The organism is Marininema halotolerans, assembly GCF_900116235.1.
Classification (GTDB): Bacteria; Bacillota; Bacilli; order Thermoactinomycetales; family DSM-45169; genus Marininema; species Marininema halotolerans.
Window position 1 is genome coordinate 204,852 of record NZ_FPAA01000005.1, and the last position, 17,460, is coordinate 222,311.

The window sequence follows — 17,460 nt, forward strand, 5'->3', positions numbered from 1 at the left end:
GAAGTTACTTACGATATCGCTCACGATACTCGTCTTCTAACATACTCATGATGATAGAGTCGTGATATGTATGATCGTAGAATAAGGCGTCTCGTTGCACTCCCTCTTTTTTAAAACCTAACTTTTCATATAAACGAATAGCACGATCATTGTAGGCGTAGACATTGAGCTCAATCCGATGGAGATTTAATATTCCAAAAGCATAATCAAGCATTAGCTTCATCGCTTCATTTCCATACCCTTTTCCTTGATGGCGTGGATCATCCAGGGAAATCCGAAGATAACAGTTCCGATTTAGGGGGTCAATATCGAGTAATTGAATATCGCCGATGACCGAGTGGTCTTCCTTTAAGGCAATGAGTAAAAGTAAACGAGAAGAATCGTGGGATTGGTCAGCAATATAGCGCTGGATTTGTTCTTTAGTGAAGGAGCGCTGTGAGCCAGTGAACCGTCTCGTTTCTTGATTAAACATCATCAAGAAATAACGTTCAGAGTCGTCTTCGCTAATGGGGCGTAAGTAAAGCCGTTCTCCTTGTAGGAAAATTGGTTTATTCATTAGTAATTCCTCCTATCTGATTCTAATATTATAGCGTATATTTTGTTTGATAGTAAATAACTGAACGTAAATTGCTTGATTATTGCTTGTTTCACTGGTTTGGTAGGGTATGTTAAGTATTTTTAAAAGGAATGTTATCGGTAGAAGGTGCTCTTTTTATTAAAAGTGATTGGGTTATTTTGTTGAAAGGTGGGGAATAGGTAGAGCAAGAGGAGGTGCAAGAAGATGGAACAAGAAACGGTATGGGGTAGCCCTTCAGAATCTCGTCAAACCGGAGAAAAATGTGAGGTGTGTGAGGATTGGTTGAGAGAGGAAGACGCCTTGGCTGTTTGTACCCCTTGCTCAACCTTTATGGAATCTCATCTCGTTTAAACAACCGACTGATGACTGGGTCGGTTTTTTTGTGTTGTTCTAAGTCGATAGTCCTAGGAAGTACCTGGGCTGACTGGGGGCGAAAGACCGAGGGAAAAACCCACCACAATGCGGATGTCTCAACGTGGATTTCTTCTTACAATATAGGAGACCAACAATAAGGAGGCATTCTACATGGAATGGATAGCAGGGGGAACCATCGCGGAATTAAAGGAAAAAGGAACAAAGGTAATCAAAGGGAAAGGGCACGGTATCGCACTATTTTTTCATGAAGGACAGATTCATGCGGTGGATAATCGCTGTCCCCATATGGGCTTTCCTCTCCATCAAGGAAATTTAAAAGATGGGATTTTGACGTGTGAATGGCATCATGCGCGCTTCGACCTTTCCGGAGGCGGATGTTTAGACCCATGGGCAGATGATATGAGCACCTATGCGACTGAGGTGCGCGATGGAGACATATGGGTGCATTCAAAACCAAAACAACAACGTTCTATCGATAGATACCGTCAACGTTTAAAGGAAGGCTTAGAGCAAAATATTAATCTAGTAATCGCGAAAGCCATTGTTGGGCTAATCGAAGCGGGAGAATCCCCTGCAGAAGTCGCACGGATTGGCGTAACCTACGGAACGACATATCGGATGGCAGGATGGCGGACAGGGTTGACCATTTTAACAGCTATGGTGAATATCTTGCCTCATTTAGACCGGAAGGGACAAATCTTAGCTCTCTATCAGGGCATGGTACATATTGCAAATGAATCGGCACGAGGAGGTACACGATTTTTACTAGAGCCACTATTTAACGATGAAGTGAATAAGGATCGTTTGGCACGATGGTATCGTCAAGCGATTGAAGTGCGAGATGTACAGGGAGCTGAGCGCATTTTATTAACGATGATTCGAAACGGTGCAACGGATAAGGAATTATCTGACATGATGATGGCGGCGGTAACGGACCATTTTTATATGGATACGGGTCATCTCCTTGATTTCCATAATAAAGCCTTCGAATTGCTAGAGCATGTGGGTGAGGGGGAACGCGAGCGCGTGCTCACATCACTCCTTCCGGTGTTTAGAGCTGCCCAGCGTAGTGAGGAGGTTCATAGCTGGCAAACCCCTATCAATCTAGTAGACCCCCTTATGGAAGCTTTTTCAAAAATTGAAGATCTACCTTTTGGAAGTAGAAAAGCGGCTATCGATGAAGATGGCTTGGTAAATACCATTCTCGCAGATAATCCGATAACAACGGTGAAGGAGTTGACTCGGGCGCTGCAAGAGGGGATGGATCCTGCTCGTTTAGCACAGCTCGTTTCACTAGCGGCGATGGAACGTATTGCTCATTTTCATGTTCAAAATGATTTCGGGGATTGGATAACGGTGCTACACACCTTTACCCATGCCCATGCCGTTCATAAAGGCCTCCTTCGTTCAAGTACGCCAGAATTGGTGCGGGGGATCTATCATAGTGCGATGAGTGTTTACTTGGATCGTTTTCTCAATATTCCTAAAGCGAAAGAACCGAAAGGTGATCCCGACCCATCTGATTGTGCATCGGATGTTGGTGAGTTGTTAGCGCTGTTAAATACGCAACAACAAGTACAAGAAGCTGCCGAGTGGGTAGCTAACTACTTGGATCGTTCTGGCGATACAAAGGCGTTATTTAATGCACTCGGTCACGCACTTCTTAGAGAGGATGCAGAGTTCCATTCCTTTCAAATGCTTGAAGCTTCCATTGATGAGTATCATCGATGGGCAAAAGAGGACTCAGTCATCGCTCGTCGAGCCACTCGTATCAGTTTACTTGCCGTGACTCGTTATCTAGCGGCACATGCTCCCACGGCGAGAGAAATTCCTCACATCGCAGATATCGCTTGGCGCCTTCATAAGGGAGATCATTTATTTGAAGAGAAGTAGATGAAGAAGCAGGATTTTCAATGAAAAAAGACGACCTAGATCGATACTGGGTCGTCTTTTCTCGATATGAATGAGTCGTCTTAAGGGGTTCAGGTGGCGGAGGGTGTCGATTAAAGGGGGGGATGGTCGGTTGGATCGATCGGGTCCATTTCCCCACGGATTTTCCGATAGAACTGGGCGTCAGTCGCGCTGATATAAGGGATTAACCAAAGGAATCCAATCCCAAGAGTTAGGATACATAGTATCCCCCAACCTAAAAAGCTTAGGTGCAACGCAAACAATTCCACTTTGTGACCATCCATCATCTTGCGACTTTGTGTGATGGCTTGGTTAGGCGTTAATTCTGGATGGTCGATGAGGATATAAGGTGCCATGGAATAGGCGTAGTATTTAATGATTCCTGGAATGAATAAGAGAAGGCTCCAACAGTTGATATAGATCCAGGTCAATCCATATAAAAAAGTAGCTTTCCAATACAATTGACCATCTGTAAAGTAGCGAAATAAGTGGGATAAAGAGGTGGTGTTTCCGCGAGCCAGATGGATAAAGATAAGGTAGATTCCCATGATTAAAGAACCTGAGACAATGAGGTCCCAGAGGATAGATAAATAATCGATCGAAGTGTAGTCAGCAGATCTTCTAGCCCATTGAAGGATAAGAAATTGGATGGATAAAGGGTGTTTGGAAAAGGAGTATGCAAATAAAGAAATTAACAGAGGGAGTATACTTATTGCGATAGCTAACCCCCAATTTCCCCTAAGTGCATCCCTTCCAAGCTTTCTCATTTCCTTGTAACTGATGATGTTCATAACGTGTCTCCTTGTTTGCTTCATTTCCCTTCTACTCTATTATTCGTAGGAAAGTGTGTTTTTGGTGTTGAGAATATTGTTTTTATGAAGGCTATTGTTGGATAAGAAAATGAAAAACCTCATATGGAGAGGTTTTTCATGGGATATGGGACTATTTGGTTACTTTAATTGACCGATTTGTTGCTCATTATTCCTAAGGGATGGTTTATTGTTTTACAATTAATAGGAGTCAACAGCTCGGGTTTCTTCCTCCATATCGCCGACCAATACCGTAAGGTGATGGGGAAGAACCTGAATGTCGACAGGAGTAGTTCCTTCCTTTTCTCCATCACAGTCAATGGATTGATCTGGAGATGTCGTTATGGAAAGTTTATCAGTATGAAAGTATTGAAGGTGTTCACTCTCTGGCCAGTCGTTTTTCCAGTTGGAAAGAAGCATCGACCAGATGCTTGCCAGGGAGTTTTCTTTAACGATAAGGACATCAAGGCGGTGATCATTAATACGGCTATGGGGAAAGAATCCTTGAACTCCCCCAATAAAGGATCCATTTCCTATGATAATCATCGTGGCATTACCTTCAAATTGAATCGTTTGACCAATGGTTGCTTTGAGGTGAAAAGGAGTAGGGTCAAGAATATTTTGTGCGGCACTAAAATAATAGGCAAGCCGCCCGAGTCGTTCCTTTTGTTCATTAGAAATGTTTTCGGAGACCTGGGTGATTAAACCGATTCCCCAAAAGTTGAGAAAATAACGGCCTTGGCTACTATGGCCAACATCAACTTGAAGGCTTTTTTTACGTAGAATTTGCTCGAGAGCCACTAAAGGATCCTGACTAATCCCGATAGCGCGACAAAAGTCATTGCATGTTCCGCCAGGTAAGATTGCAAAAGTGGGACGTTTATCTAAAGCGCAAACGGCGTTAACAAGCTCGTGAACCGTTCCATCGCCTCCGGCGGCAATGATGACATCGACATCCTGGGCAATCTCGGCAACCTTCTTTGCGCCATCTCCTGGCTGAGTGGTTTTATAGAGGGACACCTGCTCAAAGTGTTCCTGTAATTGAGCAAGTATGGTATCGAGTAGTTCAATAAGCTGTCCTTGTCCCGCTGAGGGATTGAGGATGAGAGCAACACGCTGCATAACTTCCACCCTTTCTATTTACGGTCATGATCGTTTTTTAGATTCCCTTTTGGAAGGCGTTGTACACCTTGGGGTGAGAAGTTTTCGCTTATCTATAAGATGTGGTATGGTATGAAGAGATTATTGATCACCTGAGAGGGGACTTTCCCGACAACCGTGTGAGAAAGAGGAATTGATTATGACGTTAGAAGGTTTATGGAAAGAGTTGCAAGATCTTAATGAGAACGAAGTTGAGACGATTCATAAATTAGTACAAGCTTTAAAACGGGCGCGGATCAGCCCTCTGGCTTATATTGAAGAAGTGATGAATTTCCAATCCATCGGTTATGACGAGGAACGAGCGGTTCACTGTCATCGGATGTTGGTTACTGATGAATTGAGAAATCGATATAAGATGCTCCATGGAGGAATTACGGCTACTTTTATTGATACCGCAATGGGTTCCACGGTATTTAAAGAAGTGGGTACCGAGCGTCGATCTGTCACACTGGATTTAAATGTGAGCTTTCTAAAACCAGCAATGGAAGGATGGCTTACTTCAGAGACTCAGGTTATTAAGAAAGGGCGCACCATTATCGTCATGGAGACGAAAGTGTGGGATGAGGAAGAAAAGCTGATCGCCCGAGCTTCTAGTACGTTCTTCAGCCAGAGCTGATTATCCTCGCACCGTCAAGAAGTGGAGAGGATCAACAATGAAAAAACCGTATAAAATTGCCGCTAAGGCAATTATTTTTAATCAAGATCGCGTATTGGTATTACGTAAGTCTCCAGCAGAACGAAGTGCGCGAGATCACCATGGATGGGATTTTCCAGGTGGGGGACTTGAGCCCTCTGAACCTTTGATGGATGCTCTTTATCGAGAAGTGAAAGAAGAGACAGGTTTATCGGTTCGAGTTATTGGGCCGGCATACATTTATGATGATCTTCAAGAGGAAAAGCATCTAATCATTATTAAATTTGCTTGTCAACAACCTCAGGGACAGGTTCGGTTAAGCTCTGAACATGAAAGTTATCAATGGACAGCGATGGGTGATCTTTCCACGTCTCCTTATCCGGAGTGGATGAAAGAAGAGATTCGTCGTGCTTACCGTATCTATATGGAGTGATAGGTTGTATCTAAATAAGCGAAGCCCCAGTGGGCTTCGCTTATTTAGTCGGAACGTGTGTCCAATCTGTACTTTCCGTTAATAATTGAACAAAGGATTCTAGGTGTTGCTGATCCATCTGATCAAATCGCTCGGGTTGGGGACTGTCAATATCTAAAACAGCAAGTACGTTCCCATTCACTTGGATAGGGATAACAATTTCAGAACGCGTCGCAGCATCGCAAGCGATATGGCCGGGAAAGGCATGAACATCCGGAACCCGTTGTGTTCTTTTCTCTTTGACAGCCGTTCCGCATACACCCTGCCCGATTCCAATTCGAATACAAGCAGGCAAACCCATAAAGGGTCCAAGAACCAACTCATTCTCCTTTAGAAGATAATAGCCCACCCAATTGACCTCTCCTAAAGTATGGTAAAGAAGAGAGGCGCTATTGGCCATATTGGCAAGCCAATCCCTCTCGTCGTGAAAAAGGCCCTTCGCCTGATTAAAAATACCTTCGTAACGGGAGTTCTTATCTCCCTCTACTTGTTGAATGGATAGCAAGAGGAGCACCTCACTTTGTTCGTTGATGATTCATTACAGTAGAGCCTGTTCTTTATATAGGATATATCCCATTCTACTCGCTTCTTGAATGAGTGGCAATTTGATAGGAAAAGCATAAGGGGTGACCTGCACTGACAAAGGCTTCATGTTAGAATAACAAATAGGGTTTGGGATTATCCAAACAATACATAGGTAGAGGAGATAACCAATGCGTGACCAAAGGATTTTACAAATGGCTCGGCAACTTGTCCATCATTCCATTTCGGTGCAAAAAGGGGAACATGTCCTGATTGATGTGTTTGGTGGGGGGCGGGATTTGGCCCGTGCCTTAATTGCGGAAATTTATCAAGTGGGTGCATATCCACATTTTAACTTAAATGATCAATCCCTCTTGCGTGCACAGTTGTTAAATATGACTGCAGAACATATGGATCGGATGGCTCATTTTGATTATGAGCGAATGAAAAAAATGGATTGTTATATTGGGATCCGTGGTAGCTTTAATATCAATGAACTGGCTGATGTGCCTGCGGATAAAATGAAGCTTTACTCGGAGAATTACGGAAATCTAGTTCATACCCATCGGGTAAATCATACGCGTTGGGTCATCATGCGTTGGCCTGATCCATCCATGGCACAACTTGCCAAGATGAGCACAGAGGCCTTTGAAGATTTCTACTTCAATGTCTGTACCGTGGATTATCAACGGATGGAAAAAGCGATGCAACCCTTAGTGGATCGAATGAATCGTACGGATGAGGTGCGAATCAAAGGCCCAGGTACGGATCTAACCTTTTCGATTAAAGGAATTCCTGCGATTAAATGTGCAGGGGAATGTAATATACCGGATGGAGAAGTGTACACCGCACCCGTGAGAGAATCAGTGAATGGGGTATTAACCTACAATACGTCAACGATCTATCAAGGGACCACCTTCGACAGTATCCGATTTGAGTTTGAAAACGGGAAGATTATCAAGGCGACCTCCAATAATTCACAACGTCTTAACGAAATCTTAGATACCGATGAAGGGGCTCGATACATTGGTGAGTTTGCCATCGGTGTGAATCCGGATATCCATCATCCCATGAATGATACGCTCTTTGATGAAAAAATTAACGGTAGTTTTCACTTTACCCCAGGGCGAGCCTATGAAGAAGCGAACAACGGGAATAAATCGGCCATCCATTGGGATATCGTAAACATTCAACGTCCTGATTATGGTGGGGGCGAGATGTACTTTGATGGGGAGTTAGTTCGTAAGGATGGAATGTTTGTAAGTGAAGACTTGCTCGCACTGAATCCTGAAAACTTAAAGGCGTAAAGAAAAGGCGATCAGTAACCTGATCGCCTTTTTTGAGGGAAAGATGTGACAGTGTTTTCATAGAGTAGAGAAAGGAGAGATGAAAGAGGGGATCCATGTGAAGAAAATGCATCGTCAATGGTATACCATTGTAGGAAAGGGAACGTTGATTAGCTTGATAATCGGATTTATTTTAGCGATGGGATTGACACCTTCTCAGGTAGCGATTGTACAAAAGGGTGAGGATATCCATTGGATTAACGTCGCTCCCAGTCTTTATTGGTTAAATGTCATTGGCATAACGGTGTGGGTGGCACTGCTAGGAGGGGGATTCACCCTCATGGGAAGCATTGGGTATTTTGGATGGTGGAAAAATCGGAGAGATCCATAATGTATCCTTTTGAAAAAATGTCGAAATTCAGAGGATATTAGATGCGCAATTCAGAATATATAGAAGATAATCATGGTTTAAGACATGGCTATTCTTCCTAGAGAGTTAAAGGGGGTTTGTGGGTTTCAATAAGGAATATCGTGGTATATATAGGATAGTTCCGTCTATGGAGGTGGAAGGATGAAGGCGACGGGAATTGTACGGAAAGTGGACGAGTTGGGTCGCATTGTTTTGCCAGTCGAGCTCCGGCGTACAATGGACATTGATGTTCGAGATCCTTTAGAGATTTATGTGGATGGCACGAATGTGATTTTGAAAAAATACAGTCCATCATGCATCTTTTGTGGCCAAGTGGAAAAAGTGATGCAATATCGACAAAAAAACGTCTGTGAGGATTGTCTTTACGAACTTGGATCCGCCATCGAGGGTAGTTAATTCGTTCCAAGATAGAAAGAAGAGAAGAGAGAAAGGGAGCCTATTGGGCTTCCTTTTTGTACGTAGGTGGACGGGCTTGCTATAATCGATATGAAAAGAATTTAATACAGAGGAGGCTATGTGAAAATGACAAAGGTACCTCAAGAGTCGATTGTGGATTCCCTTGTCCGCCTGGTAAATATCCCAAGTCCAACGGGATATGCGGAAGAAGCGATTCAATACTTAGAAGAACGGTTAACCCCCTATAAAGGACAGATTCAGATGGAAAGAACAGCAAAGGGAGGGTTATTAGCTACGCTTAAGGGAGAAAAAAATTCCCCAGCACGTCTTTTGACAGCTCATGTCGATACCTTGGGTGGTATGGTAAAGGAAATCAAAGGGAATGGTAGACTCCGACTGACAAACATCGGGGGCTTTGCTTGGACAACAGCCGAGGGAGTTTATTGTTCGGTAGAAACAAGGAAAGGCAAACGGATACGAGGGACCTTGTTGGCCACTCATACATCGGTTCACGTTTATGATGACGCAAGGGATCAAAAGCGAACAGAGGAAAATATGGAAGTCCGTTTGGATGCCCGTGTAAAAAATGCCGAGGATGTGCGGGGCTTAGGAATTGAAGTGGGTGATTTTGTATCGTTTGACCCACGTGTTGAAGTGACTGAATCCGGCTTTATTAAGGGACGTCACATGGATGATAAAGCAAGTGCGGCAATATTATTGGAGCTGTTGATTCAATTCGTTCGAGAAGGTAAGAAGCCGTTATTAGATACTCATTTTTACTTTAGTAACTATGAGGAAGTGGGATTTGGAGCTAATTCCAGTATTCCTGCAAACGTACGAGAATACCTAGCCGTAGATATGGGAGCGATTGGGGATGTGTTGACCACGGATGAATATTGTGTATCGATTTGCGCCAAAGATTCCAGTGGGCCCTATCACTTTGGGTTACGTAATAAGTTGATCGATCTCGCAGAACTGCACGATATTACCTATCATGTGGATATCTATCCTCACTACGGTTCCGATGCAAGTGCTGCTGTCCGAGCGGGCTATGACCTTATTCATGGGCTAGTGGGGCCGGGTGTGGATGCTTCTCATGCAAATGAGCGTACTCATATGGATGCCCTTCATCATACGTATCGCCTACTCTATCATTATATTCAGACGGAATCGCTCTAAGAGAAGCGATTCGGTTGGAGGCATGTAATGGACTTGAAAAAAGAGGTGCTAGATATTCTATCGAATGGTACAGCTGAAGAACTTGAAATAATGGGTCTGGCTGTACAAGCCATTAAACAGAAACAAGAACGACAAAGCGCGTACCCCTCTGGATTTTTAGGACTACGTGGGGAGTTTATTAGCGAGAGGGAGTACCAGTTCAAAGTACCAATTACCTCCTATATGTTAAATCGGGGTGGAATTGTTCATGGTGGGATTACAGCAACCATTGCCGATTCAACGATGGGTTCTCTTGTTAATAGGAGTTTACCTTCTGAAAAGTTTGCTGTCACCGTGGAGATGAAGACAAATTATTTGCAACCTGGACTTGGCCAAGAGTTGATATCAACCGCAAGGTTGATTCGTTTGGGAGAGACATTAGCAGTCGCTGATTGCCGGGTGGAAAACGAACGAGGCACATTAATCGCACTTACGACAGGAACGTTTGCCATTCAGAAATGGTCCAATCGGGGATCATAATGAGCATACCTTTAGCAAAAAGGGGGCCAATTTATGGCCCCCCTTTTTGCTACTTTACTTCGACTTTTCTAATCGATCCAATGGGTTGATTTCTATGCGATCCATCATTTAAATAAAAAAGAGCAGGTCCATCAGAGCCAATGGGCTTTCCCTGTTCAGCAAATTGAAGAATGGCTTGCTGGGCTGCCTTGAGTGAGAGGGGGATCTGGGTCCCATCTTGTTGATGAAGAACCACATGATCCGCATCCACTTGGGGTTCAGCATGGGCGAGAAACGGGGCAAATTCCATCCCTAAACCGTCAATATCAGGGAAATATTCTTTCATCTCAAATCGACGCTCATCAAAAATCCATAGTGTTGGATCCAGGGTAACTGTATGATTTACTTTCCCTGTAATTAGGATAATGGCTTCCATCGGCAAAACTCTCCTGACCTAACAAGATGTCCGTGTAATTTCCCATTATACTAAGAATCCGTAAGTCAGACAAATCGGGGCATGAAAACGTCTACGAATGCTGGCTCTCCTTTCTTTGCAAATACTAGGGGGGCGTGGTAAACTTGCAGTAGTGTACGTCGAAATGGTTCGGAATGATTGATTGTTGATTGGGGGGGTAACGTTGACGACACCTACTCAGACCGATCTGTCCCAGCGCGCCCAGCAATTGTTGCGGGATGATGCTAATAAAATAGAACAGTTGATCGCGGTACAACTTGAGAATCTAACAGCTCCAAAGTGTCCTCTTTATGAGGAGGTTTTGGACACACAAATGTTTGGGCTCTCCCGCGAAATTGATTTCGCCGTTCGTGCTGGATTGATTACCCGTACCCATGGGAAGGAAATTCTCAGTGAGTTGGAGCAAAAATTAGCCCAATTGTATTCACTCGTTCTTCCTTCACCTAACCAACAGGGTTGATCGATAAGTGGATCTTCGAGAATGACGATACGTAACCGATTCGAGACGAATCGGTTTTTTTGTATGCAGTTATGTCCATTCAGGTGGATAGATTCCGCGTATATCGGCTAGAAAACGTTCCATGACATGTGAGTGATACCGCTCCTTGAGACGAATCAGTGTAATCGGAATTTGTTGATGGAGTGCGGGTACTCGAATGACACGTAATCCCTGATCCGTTTGAGGGTCTAAACTCATGCGAGGAATGAAAGCAACACCCAGTCCATAATGAACCATCCGCTTGATTTCCTCGGCACTTGATAATTCCACACTCATCTTTAGGGGTGGGTGCTGTTCATGCAATAAGTTATCAATTACCTTTCTCTCAGGACTTTCAGGGGTGAAGGAGATGAGGGTGGACTCAGTGAGTTGATCTAAAGAAACATAGGCTGTATTCGCCAAGGGGTGATCGATGGAAGCAACAAGTGTGAGGGTATCCATATAGAGTAGAAATGGCTCCCACTTTTCCTTATGAATCATGGGCGGCAAAGGACCATAGTGAATGGCCCAATCGAGTTGACGTTCCATCATGCCTTGCCAGATGCGTTCTTCAGGTAAGGTATGCACGGTAATGTGAACATCGGGGTGGTCCTTCTGAAAATAGCGGATGAGACGGGGGAGAATCGCAGTAGCAACACTGGAGGAAGTTCCAAGGGTGATACGCCCTTTGGTATTCCCGACAGAATCATTCACCGCTTGTTGACTATCCTCAGCAAGTGCAAGGATTTGACGGGCAAAGGGGAGGAATGTGGCTCCAGCAGGTGTAAGAGCGACACGTTGGCGGTGTAAAAGTGGGGCATTTAGTTCACTCTCAAGGGTGCGAATCTGAGCACTTACCGCTGGTTGAGTCAATTGGAGGTGATCTGCGGCTTGACGAAAGTTTTTTGCTTGAGCGACTTCAAGAAAGGTACGAAGTTGAGCGAGGGTGAGATTCATAGGATCCTCCAGATGATTGATAAAAATATTTTATCATAGTGACAAAATAGTTAAATTAGATTTTGGTAATCGTCTCGAGTAGGATGGAGTTAACAGAGAATAAGGAGTGATCCAAAGTGAAAAAAGCACTTGGACTTGAAGGAATCGTGGCAACAGAAACGGAACTTTCCCACGTGGATGGTCAGCGTGGGGAATTAATTTATCACGGATATTCAGCAGATTGGTTGGCAACAAACCACTCCTTTGAAAAAGTGGTCTACTTGTTATGGAATGGGCATTTACCTACTCAAGAGGAAGCCAATCAGTTTCGGGCAGCATGGGTGAGTAATCGGTCTCTTTCGCCTTTTCTTCACCGACTGTTGGAGGAACTTCCTCGTGAGATGGAAATGATGGATGTTTTACGAACAGTCGTATCCGCCCAAGCTGGTGGGGATAAGTTTTGGCCCCCTAGGTGGGAGCAGGGTCTCTCACTCTTAGCGAAAATTCCAGCCATAATTGCCTACCGCTATCATTTTCTTAAGGGAAATCCCTATCCGAAAGAGCGCAGTGATCTCTCCCATGCTGCTTACTTTTTATACCTACTTCAGGGGATCGAACCAAATCCTGCACATGTGCGTGCCTTAGATGCTTACTTTGTTCTGACTGTGGAGCATGGACTCAATGCATCAACATTTGCAGCCCGTGTGGTTTCCTCCACACGTTCCGATATCTTTTCATGTGTAACCGCAGCGATAGGTGCAATGAAAGGACCCCTTCATGGAGGTGCACCATCTGAAGTGGCGGGCATGCTTGATGAGATCCATGAACCTTCCCAGGCAGGCCAGTGGATACGAAATCGAATCCTAGCAGGGGAAAAGTTGATGGGGTTTGGACATCGAATTTATAAAACCCAAGATCCACGGGCCCAGGCCTTACGACAGGTGGCAAAGGAACTAGCGGGTAAGGAAGAACGATTTCAGCTTGCATTGGAAGTGGAAAGGGTTGCATTGGATGTCCTCCAAGAGTTAAAGCCGGGACGAAATTTATATACCAATGTGGAATACTATGCTTCTGCCGTATTAGGTGCTGTGAAACTTCCAAGGGAACTCTATACACCTACCTTTACAGCCAGTCGTATCGCAGGTTGGTGTGCCCATATCTTTGAACAAGCCAAGATGGATCGTATTATCCGTCCTCAATCTGAATATATCGGTCCACAACTAAAAAATAAAAATCAAAGTCTTTGATGGGTTTTTATGTAGAACCTATAGGATAGTTTGTTCATTTGATAATAAAAGTAGTAATTGATGTGTGAAAAAGAACGAGAAGTGACTTCATAGAGAAAGTTGGAGTTGAAAGATGATGTTTTAACCTCTCGCAAATCAGGAAGAGATTAAGAAGGAGTAAAGATTCTGATTATTGCTAGGAGGGGTTTGATGTTAAGGAAGAAGCGAAAACAAGAATGGAATTCAGGTAGCTTGTTGCTTGGCATGGCTGTAGGGACCTTAGCAACAGGTGCGGCGGTTCTGCTCAATTCAGAGGCACGTACAAAGGTGAAAAATACTTCGAAGGATCTTTATTGGAAGGTAAATCATTTACGAAATAGTAGACAAAACCCTTCATCAGATTCCTCGGAGAGGATGGCTGGAGAAGATAAACAAAAATACCTCGAAATCACTGCAGAACCTTCCGAATCATCCGAAGAAGAGCCCCTTGGTGCAATCACGAACAAGGATGATTCAAAATGATTCATTCCAAAGCGAGCAACGGAATCATAAGCGGCAGTGGAAAGTCGAGTGAGGTTGCTTTAGGGGACTTTATTAAGGGGAAAATAGTGGGACAAAAGCTTCGTTGTCAACCTACTGATCGCGCCCAGGCAGTACTTAAAAAGATGAAGCGTAAAGGGGTAGAATACCTTCCTGTATTCCAAGGGGGAAAATTGGTCGGGATCGTTTGGGATCGAGATCTTCTCGAAGGAATGGTCAATCAAGGTCCTACGCAACGCATCCATAAATTGATGAGGAAGAAGCCTCCTGTCGGAGGATTAAAGGATTCTCCGAAAGAAGCGATTCAGCTCATGGAGAAGCATGGTACCGCGTGCGTGACAGTGGTGGATAATGGGAAGGTAGCCGGGATCGTCACGTTAGCAGATCTTGCAGCGGAAAAATCCCTTTCGCACGAGGCAGGGCAAGCTTATCATCAACTTTCTCGTAAAGGTGAAAAAAAGGAGTCGGGTTATAAAGTAGGCATGATGGTTGCAGGCGTATTATTAGGGGCAGGTGCGTTGTTAGCGCTAAAATCTCGTGATTAATGGAGGAGTTTTTCCTCCATTTCTTTAATTGATGAACACAATGAAGAGAGGGTGAAGGTACGATCACAATGTGAATGGTGATTTTCTATGTATAGAAAACCTTCAATTCCGCTGGGTTCTCCTTACAATCCATGTGCAACGATCAGCAACCATTTGTATAATTTTCTGGGTGTTGGTTGACGTTAATTATCAAAATGCTTAATGGCCTGAAGAACACCAGGTCGAATGAAGAGAACTTTACATAACCAACAAAGGTTGACGGTTAAGGTGTTACGATATTGATTGGTGGAAGGGGTCGGGGCTGATGGCGAAGGAGAATAAAGGTTTATTGTGGATGGGAATTGCGATGGGTGGGATTGCGGTTGGAGCCGCTTTGATCTGGAAGCCCGAATGGGCGCGCCGTGCCCGAGAAGTATCGGAAGAGTTCATGGGACAACTTTCAACGGATTGGGGAGTTGAGGGAATGGATGCTTCTCAATCCTTCACTGAATTGGCGAGTCCGAAGCGAGTACCATCCAATGAGATGGTAGAAGATGATGGAACAAAAGAAGACGATAACATGTTTATAGTAAAGGCGGGGAGTGGCTCATGACAACACTCAACGATCAAATGAATAAAGAGGTGGAGGGCTGTACACCATCGGATCGACTCGGCGAAGTTGTGGATCGAATGGCGGAACAAGGGTTGGAATTCATGCCAGTCTGTGATGGCGAAAAATTGGTGGGTACGTTAACTGCCCGGGATATGATGCTCTCTGGGGCAGTGGGCAAACGTGGATATCGATTACCTGTTAAAAAGGTGATGAATCGTCGTCCTCCAGTTGCTAAGTTGAAGATGACACCAGAGCAAGCTTTGCGACAGATGGAGAAGCGCCATACTCGGTGGCTACCCGTAGTCGACAAAGGAAAATACATCGGTCTGATTACCTTGGCAGACCTAGCGGTCATGGATGGAATGGGAGAAGAGGTAGGCGAAGTGTTAAGTCAGACACTGACCCCAAATCCACCTCGAATTCAACCATTTCCATGGAAAAAAGCCATTGCTACTGGCATGATGGTGACAGGTGCAGTTGCATTATGGATGATGCAACGGTCGGAACAACCAAAATAAAAATGTTTAAAATTTTGGGAAAAGGGTAATTCGCTAATATAGCACAATATTAAAGGAGTGATTGGATGAAGTTTGATAAACTATTCCAAAAGAAGAAAAAGGAAAGCAAGTGGTTTACGAATGGACGAAAAAAGGAAAATTCCACCTGGTTAAAAACAACAGGAATCGCTATTGGTGGGCTGGTCTCTGCAGTAGCTGGTACAGCCGCTTATTTGCAAACCGAGAATGGTAAAAAAACGGTAAAGAAGGTTCGGAAAAAAGGATGGAGCTCATTAATCCAGAATTAAAACGATTAATTAATTAAAGGCATCTTGTCCGATCTGGGCAGGATGTCTTTTGCAAGAGAGAAAGGTGGAGAATGCTTGTTTAAAATGTTGCAAGATGAAGAGTGCTGAGAGTAAGATGGTAATTGTACCACTTGTAAGTCAAAGGTAGGCAGGAGCAATCGAAGGTTGTCAAAATCGAAGGCACTTGGGTAACTGATTGCCCTGATATCAGGGAGTTTGTAAAGTTTGTTGTTGAATAAGAATCCATGATTGCTCTAGGAGCCTTTTGGGAGGATGACTGATGTCTCATCCGGTTCGGTCGGTCGCGATATTAATTGATTATGAGAACGTATTTTACGGTTTGAAAAAATACCACGTAGATCCTGATCATCCAGAGCCCCGACACAATCTTTTTCTTCAACTGAGGGAACATTATGGGCGAACGAATGTAAGGATGATGGAAGCCTATGCTGATTTTGATGTGCTAAATCAAGAGATATCCATGAATAGCCTTCAAAAGAAGCATGTCCATATCCATCAGGTATATGGGAATGGACGGGGGGGTGATGAACGGAAAAATGCTGCCGATATTCAATTATGTTTGGATGCTATGGATATCTTGCATCAAATTCCAGAGATTGATACGTTCGTCATCGTCAGTGCTGATCAGGATATGGTACCTTTACTTGATCGATTGTGGTCCCGCGGTAAACGTGTTGAACTCTTTTGTTTACAAGATGAAAGTTGGTCGAAAACAGCACGAATGGAAGACTTTTGCGATGAGGTTTACAACTTATTTGACTTCCTTCATATTCGTCAATTCCAAAACCTATCGCAAATGGATCGTTTAGTTCATGATGGATTGGTTCAAATTTATGAATGGTATCAGGATCCGAATAATAGCGGTAAAAGTTATGGAGCCAGTTGGATTCGTAAGGATTTGGTTAAACGGTTTGGGATATCGGAGGAAGATGCAGCATCACTTTTTAATAAGTTAGTTCATGGAAGATATTTAGAACCTTATGAAATTGCAGTTGATGGAAATATTTATTATGGTTACCAAGTAAACATGGAACATCCACAAGTTCGTAAAGTGTTACGTATTGCTGGGTATCGTGTGATCGGCGAAAGGCCCACAGATATCGTTGATTGATTGTGTTATAATAAAGGTACTTTGGTAAGATCGGTGTCATTGAAAGGGTGTTTTCTTGTAGAGCAAAGGGAGGGTTGTTTAAATGGCTGAATATGGATCCGAGGGAGCTATCCGCATCGCAGATGATGTTGTCGCAGTAATTGCAGGCTTAGCGGCTACAAAAACGAAAGGCATTGCTGGGATGTCAGGCGGAATCACTGAAGGATGGGCAAAACGTGTCAGTGGAAAGAACGTTACTAAAGGGGTTACCGTCGAAGTAGGTCAAGTGGAGACAGCTATTGATTTGCGAGTCATTGTGGATTATGGTACAAAAATTCATGAACTCTCTCGTGATTTACAGGTGAATGTTAAGGAAGCAGTGGAAACGATGACGGGACTGTCTGTCGTTGAAGTGAATGTGAAAGTAGAAGGTGTCTACTTCAAAGAAGAGAGTACTGAACCTGAGCGTTCTATAAAATAAATTATTAAAAAGCCTGGCTGA

Annotated in this window: 24 protein-coding genes; 18 read left to right on the forward strand and 6 right to left on the reverse strand. The window is 43.9% G+C overall.

Annotation, left to right across the window (positions count from 1 at the left end):
• Positions 1–4: 4 nt before the first annotated feature.
• The gene (locus CHX35_RS08370) at positions 5–556 is read right to left on the reverse strand and encodes a GNAT family N-acetyltransferase (RefSeq protein WP_091836515.1); all 552 of its coding nucleotides are present in this window, start codon (positions 554–556) and stop codon (positions 5–7) included.
• Positions 557–781: 225 nt separating this feature from the next.
• Here CHX35_RS08370 and CHX35_RS17505 point away from each other — a divergent pair, with 225 nt between their 5' ends.
• Together CHX35_RS17505 and CHX35_RS08375 are read left to right on the forward strand one after the other, a co-directional pair.
• Entirely contained in the window at positions 782–928 is a 147-nt protein-coding gene (locus tag CHX35_RS17505; RefSeq protein WP_176391980.1) for a hypothetical protein, read from the forward strand.
• Between the two features lie 174 nt (positions 929–1,102).
• On the forward strand, positions 1,103–2,845 hold the full coding sequence (locus CHX35_RS08375; RefSeq protein ID WP_091836517.1) for a Rieske (2Fe-2S) protein: 1,743 nt from the start codon (positions 1,103–1,105) through the stop codon (positions 2,843–2,845).
• Positions 2,846–2,955: 110 nt separating this feature from the next.
• On the opposite strand, the gene CHX35_RS17510 is transcribed toward CHX35_RS08375, so the two are convergent.
• Both CHX35_RS17510 and CHX35_RS08385 read right to left on the reverse strand, forming a co-directional pair.
• Complete coding sequence (locus CHX35_RS17510; RefSeq protein ID WP_176391981.1) at positions 2,956–3,411, reverse strand: DUF975 family protein; 456 nt, start codon at positions 3,409–3,411, stop codon at positions 2,956–2,958.
• Between the two features lie 462 nt (positions 3,412–3,873).
• Entirely contained in the window at positions 3,874–4,794 is a 921-nt protein-coding gene (locus tag CHX35_RS08385) for a diacylglycerol/lipid kinase family protein (protein WP_091836520.1), read from the reverse strand.
• Between the two features lie 178 nt (positions 4,795–4,972).
• Between CHX35_RS08385 and CHX35_RS08390 the strand changes: the two genes are divergently transcribed.
• Both CHX35_RS08390 and CHX35_RS08395 read left to right on the forward strand, forming a co-directional pair.
• Entirely contained in the window at positions 4,973–5,449 is a 477-nt protein-coding gene (locus CHX35_RS08390; RefSeq protein ID WP_091836522.1) for a PaaI family thioesterase, read from the forward strand.
• 37 nt (positions 5,450–5,486) lie between these two features.
• Positions 5,487–5,900, forward strand: coding sequence for an NUDIX hydrolase (locus tag CHX35_RS08395; protein ID WP_091836523.1), 414 nt, complete (start codon positions 5,487–5,489; stop codon positions 5,898–5,900).
• 40 nt (positions 5,901–5,940) lie between these two features.
• On the opposite strand, the gene CHX35_RS08400 is transcribed toward CHX35_RS08395, so the two are convergent.
• On the reverse strand, positions 5,941–6,444 hold the full coding sequence (locus tag CHX35_RS08400; RefSeq protein ID WP_176391982.1) for a GAF domain-containing protein: 504 nt from the start codon (positions 6,442–6,444) through the stop codon (positions 5,941–5,943).
• 208 nt (positions 6,445–6,652) lie between these two features.
• Here CHX35_RS08400 and CHX35_RS08405 point away from each other — a divergent pair, with 208 nt between their 5' ends.
• The 5 genes from CHX35_RS08405 to CHX35_RS08425 all read left to right on the forward strand — a co-directional run bounded on the left by CHX35_RS08405 (position 6,653) and on the right by CHX35_RS08425 (position 10,271).
• On the forward strand, positions 6,653–7,768 hold the full coding sequence (locus CHX35_RS08405; protein WP_091836525.1) for an aminopeptidase: 1,116 nt from the start codon (positions 6,653–6,655) through the stop codon (positions 7,766–7,768).
• A 97-nt stretch (positions 7,769–7,865) separates the two neighbouring features.
• On the forward strand, positions 7,866–8,138 hold the full coding sequence (locus CHX35_RS08410) for a hypothetical protein (RefSeq protein ID WP_140413577.1): 273 nt from the start codon (positions 7,866–7,868) through the stop codon (positions 8,136–8,138).
• 180 nt (positions 8,139–8,318) lie between these two features.
• Positions 8,319–8,573: an AbrB/MazE/SpoVT family DNA-binding domain-containing protein gene (locus tag CHX35_RS08415; protein WP_091836528.1), complete on the forward strand. Its 255-nt coding sequence runs from the start codon at positions 8,319–8,321 to the stop codon at positions 8,571–8,573.
• 126 nt (positions 8,574–8,699) lie between these two features.
• Positions 8,700–9,752, forward strand: a complete 1,053-nt coding sequence (locus CHX35_RS08420) for a M42 family metallopeptidase (RefSeq protein WP_091836529.1) — start codon at positions 8,700–8,702, stop codon at positions 9,750–9,752.
• Between the two features lie 27 nt (positions 9,753–9,779).
• Positions 9,780–10,271, forward strand: coding sequence for a PaaI family thioesterase (locus CHX35_RS08425; RefSeq protein ID WP_342743126.1), 492 nt, complete (start codon positions 9,780–9,782; stop codon positions 10,269–10,271).
• Positions 10,272–10,320: 49 nt separating this feature from the next.
• Here CHX35_RS08425 and CHX35_RS08430 read toward each other — a convergent pair whose 3' ends face one another.
• On the reverse strand, positions 10,321–10,686 hold the full coding sequence (locus tag CHX35_RS08430) for a molybdopterin-binding protein (protein ID WP_091836531.1): 366 nt from the start codon (positions 10,684–10,686) through the stop codon (positions 10,321–10,323).
• A gap of 202 nt (positions 10,687–10,888) precedes the next feature.
• Here CHX35_RS08430 and CHX35_RS08435 point away from each other — a divergent pair, with 202 nt between their 5' ends.
• The gene (locus CHX35_RS08435) at positions 10,889–11,185 is read left to right on the forward strand and encodes an Fpa/YlaN family protein (protein ID WP_091836533.1); all 297 of its coding nucleotides are present in this window, start codon (positions 10,889–10,891) and stop codon (positions 11,183–11,185) included.
• Positions 11,186–11,254: 69 nt separating this feature from the next.
• On the opposite strand, the gene CHX35_RS08440 is transcribed toward CHX35_RS08435, so the two are convergent.
• Positions 11,255–12,160: a LysR family transcriptional regulator gene (locus CHX35_RS08440; protein WP_091836534.1), complete on the reverse strand. Its 906-nt coding sequence runs from the start codon at positions 12,158–12,160 to the stop codon at positions 11,255–11,257.
• A 116-nt stretch (positions 12,161–12,276) separates the two neighbouring features.
• On the opposite strand from CHX35_RS08440, the gene CHX35_RS08445 reads away from it, so the two are divergent.
• From CHX35_RS08445 to CHX35_RS08480, 8 genes are all read left to right on the forward strand, one after another.
• Entirely contained in the window at positions 12,277–13,386 is a 1,110-nt protein-coding gene (locus CHX35_RS08445; protein ID WP_091836536.1) for a citrate synthase/methylcitrate synthase, read from the forward strand.
• 189 nt (positions 13,387–13,575) lie between these two features.
• Positions 13,576–13,887 carry a hypothetical protein gene (locus CHX35_RS08450; protein WP_091836538.1) on the forward strand — a complete coding sequence of 104 codons (312 nt, stop codon included), beginning with the start codon at positions 13,576–13,578 and terminating at the stop codon, positions 13,885–13,887.
• Positions 13,884–14,450: a CBS domain-containing protein gene (locus CHX35_RS08455; RefSeq protein ID WP_091836540.1), complete on the forward strand. Its 567-nt coding sequence runs from the start codon at positions 13,884–13,886 to the stop codon at positions 14,448–14,450. Before CHX35_RS08450 ends, CHX35_RS08455 begins: the two co-directional genes overlap by 4 nt.
• Before the next feature lie 304 nt (positions 14,451–14,754).
• On the forward strand, positions 14,755–15,042 hold the full coding sequence (locus CHX35_RS08460; RefSeq protein ID WP_091836542.1) for a hypothetical protein: 288 nt from the start codon (positions 14,755–14,757) through the stop codon (positions 15,040–15,042).
• A complete protein-coding gene (locus tag CHX35_RS08465) occupies positions 15,039–15,560 on the forward strand; it encodes a CBS domain-containing protein (RefSeq protein WP_091836544.1) in 522 nt (173 codons plus the stop codon). Before CHX35_RS08460 ends, CHX35_RS08465 begins: the two co-directional genes overlap by 4 nt.
• Before the next feature lie 65 nt (positions 15,561–15,625).
• On the forward strand, positions 15,626–15,847 hold the full coding sequence (locus CHX35_RS08470; RefSeq protein WP_091836546.1) for a hypothetical protein: 222 nt from the start codon (positions 15,626–15,628) through the stop codon (positions 15,845–15,847).
• A 280-nt stretch (positions 15,848–16,127) separates the two neighbouring features.
• Positions 16,128–16,979 (forward strand): NYN domain-containing protein, encoded by an 852-nt coding sequence (locus CHX35_RS08475; RefSeq protein WP_091836548.1) that lies wholly within the window; start codon positions 16,128–16,130, stop codon positions 16,977–16,979.
• Between the two features lie 82 nt (positions 16,980–17,061).
• Positions 17,062–17,439: an Asp23/Gls24 family envelope stress response protein gene (locus CHX35_RS08480; protein ID WP_091836549.1), complete on the forward strand. Its 378-nt coding sequence runs from the start codon at positions 17,062–17,064 to the stop codon at positions 17,437–17,439.
• The last annotated feature ends 21 nt before the right edge of the window (positions 17,440–17,460 follow it).

Coding starts and splice junctions, on each gene's coding strand:
- CHX35_RS08440 (WP_091836534.1), bottom strand. CDS start 12,160: ATGAATCTCACCCTCGCTCAACTTCGTACCTTTCTTGAAGTCGCTCAA.
- CHX35_RS08395 (WP_091836523.1), top strand. CDS start 5,487: ATGAAAAAACCGTATAAAATTGCCGCTAAGGCAATTATTTTTAATCAA.
- CHX35_RS08370 (WP_091836515.1), bottom strand. CDS start 556: ATGAATAAACCAATTTTCCTACAAGGAGAACGGCTTTACTTACGCCCC.
- CHX35_RS08420 (WP_091836529.1), top strand. CDS start 8,700: ATGACAAAGGTACCTCAAGAGTCGATTGTGGATTCCCTTGTCCGCCTG.
- CHX35_RS08470 (WP_091836546.1), top strand. CDS start 15,626: ATGAAGTTTGATAAACTATTCCAAAAGAAGAAAAAGGAAAGCAAGTGG.
- CHX35_RS08425 (WP_342743126.1), top strand. CDS start 9,780: ATGGACTTGAAAAAAGAGGTGCTAGATATTCTATCGAATGGTACAGCT.
- CHX35_RS17510 (WP_176391981.1), bottom strand. CDS start 3,411: ATGGGAATCTACCTTATCTTTATCCATCTGGCTCGCGGAAACACCACC.
- CHX35_RS08480 (WP_091836549.1), top strand. CDS start 17,062: ATGGCTGAATATGGATCCGAGGGAGCTATCCGCATCGCAGATGATGTT.
- CHX35_RS08415 (WP_091836528.1), top strand. CDS start 8,319: ATGAAGGCGACGGGAATTGTACGGAAAGTGGACGAGTTGGGTCGCATT.
- CHX35_RS08390 (WP_091836522.1), top strand. CDS start 4,973: ATGACGTTAGAAGGTTTATGGAAAGAGTTGCAAGATCTTAATGAGAAC.
- CHX35_RS08455 (WP_091836540.1), top strand. CDS start 13,884: ATGATTCATTCCAAAGCGAGCAACGGAATCATAAGCGGCAGTGGAAAG.
- CHX35_RS08475 (WP_091836548.1), top strand. CDS start 16,128: ATGTCTCATCCGGTTCGGTCGGTCGCGATATTAATTGATTATGAGAAC.
- CHX35_RS08385 (WP_091836520.1), bottom strand. CDS start 4,794: ATGCAGCGTGTTGCTCTCATCCTCAATCCCTCAGCGGGACAAGGACAG.
- CHX35_RS17505 (WP_176391980.1), top strand. CDS start 782: ATGGAACAAGAAACGGTATGGGGTAGCCCTTCAGAATCTCGTCAAACC.
- CHX35_RS08430 (WP_091836531.1), bottom strand. CDS start 10,686: ATGGAAGCCATTATCCTAATTACAGGGAAAGTAAATCATACAGTTACC.
- CHX35_RS08460 (WP_091836542.1), top strand. CDS start 14,755: ATGGCGAAGGAGAATAAAGGTTTATTGTGGATGGGAATTGCGATGGGT.
- CHX35_RS08465 (WP_091836544.1), top strand. CDS start 15,039: ATGACAACACTCAACGATCAAATGAATAAAGAGGTGGAGGGCTGTACA.
- CHX35_RS08450 (WP_091836538.1), top strand. CDS start 13,576: ATGTTAAGGAAGAAGCGAAAACAAGAATGGAATTCAGGTAGCTTGTTG.
- CHX35_RS08405 (WP_091836525.1), top strand. CDS start 6,653: ATGCGTGACCAAAGGATTTTACAAATGGCTCGGCAACTTGTCCATCAT.
- CHX35_RS08375 (WP_091836517.1), top strand. CDS start 1,103: ATGGAATGGATAGCAGGGGGAACCATCGCGGAATTAAAGGAAAAAGGA.